Raw genomic sequence first — 232 nt, forward strand, 5'->3', positions numbered from 1 at the left:
GAGTAGCGTATTGCGCAAACTGTCCGACAGCCCTTTGGGGCCCAGCCAGATACCCAGGTAGGCCTTCGCTAATTCAGCGTCCGGGCTGCTGAACACCACCTGCCCATTAATCTCCAGATTCAACCCGCGCCCCGGACGAAAATCCAGGGCATAGCGATCGCCGCTGCGAATATCCCGAAAGCGCGCATGCAGCTTGGCTATCTCCGAGTTCAACCCGGCATTGGCCTGCTGG

Annotated in this window: 1 protein-coding gene; it reads right to left on the reverse strand. The window is 59.5% G+C overall.

The genetic code is table 11. The features are described 5' to 3' along the window. On the reverse strand, positions 1-232 hold a 232-nt coding region (locus AAEZ05_RS30425), incomplete at both ends, for a chalcone isomerase family protein (RefSeq protein WP_350650413.1).

Origin of the sequence: Pseudomonas sp. HY13-MNA-CIBAN-0226 (assembly GCF_040310305.1) — a bacterium.
Taxonomy (GTDB): Bacteria; Pseudomonadota; Gammaproteobacteria; order Pseudomonadales; family Pseudomonadaceae; genus Aquipseudomonas; species Aquipseudomonas gregormendelii.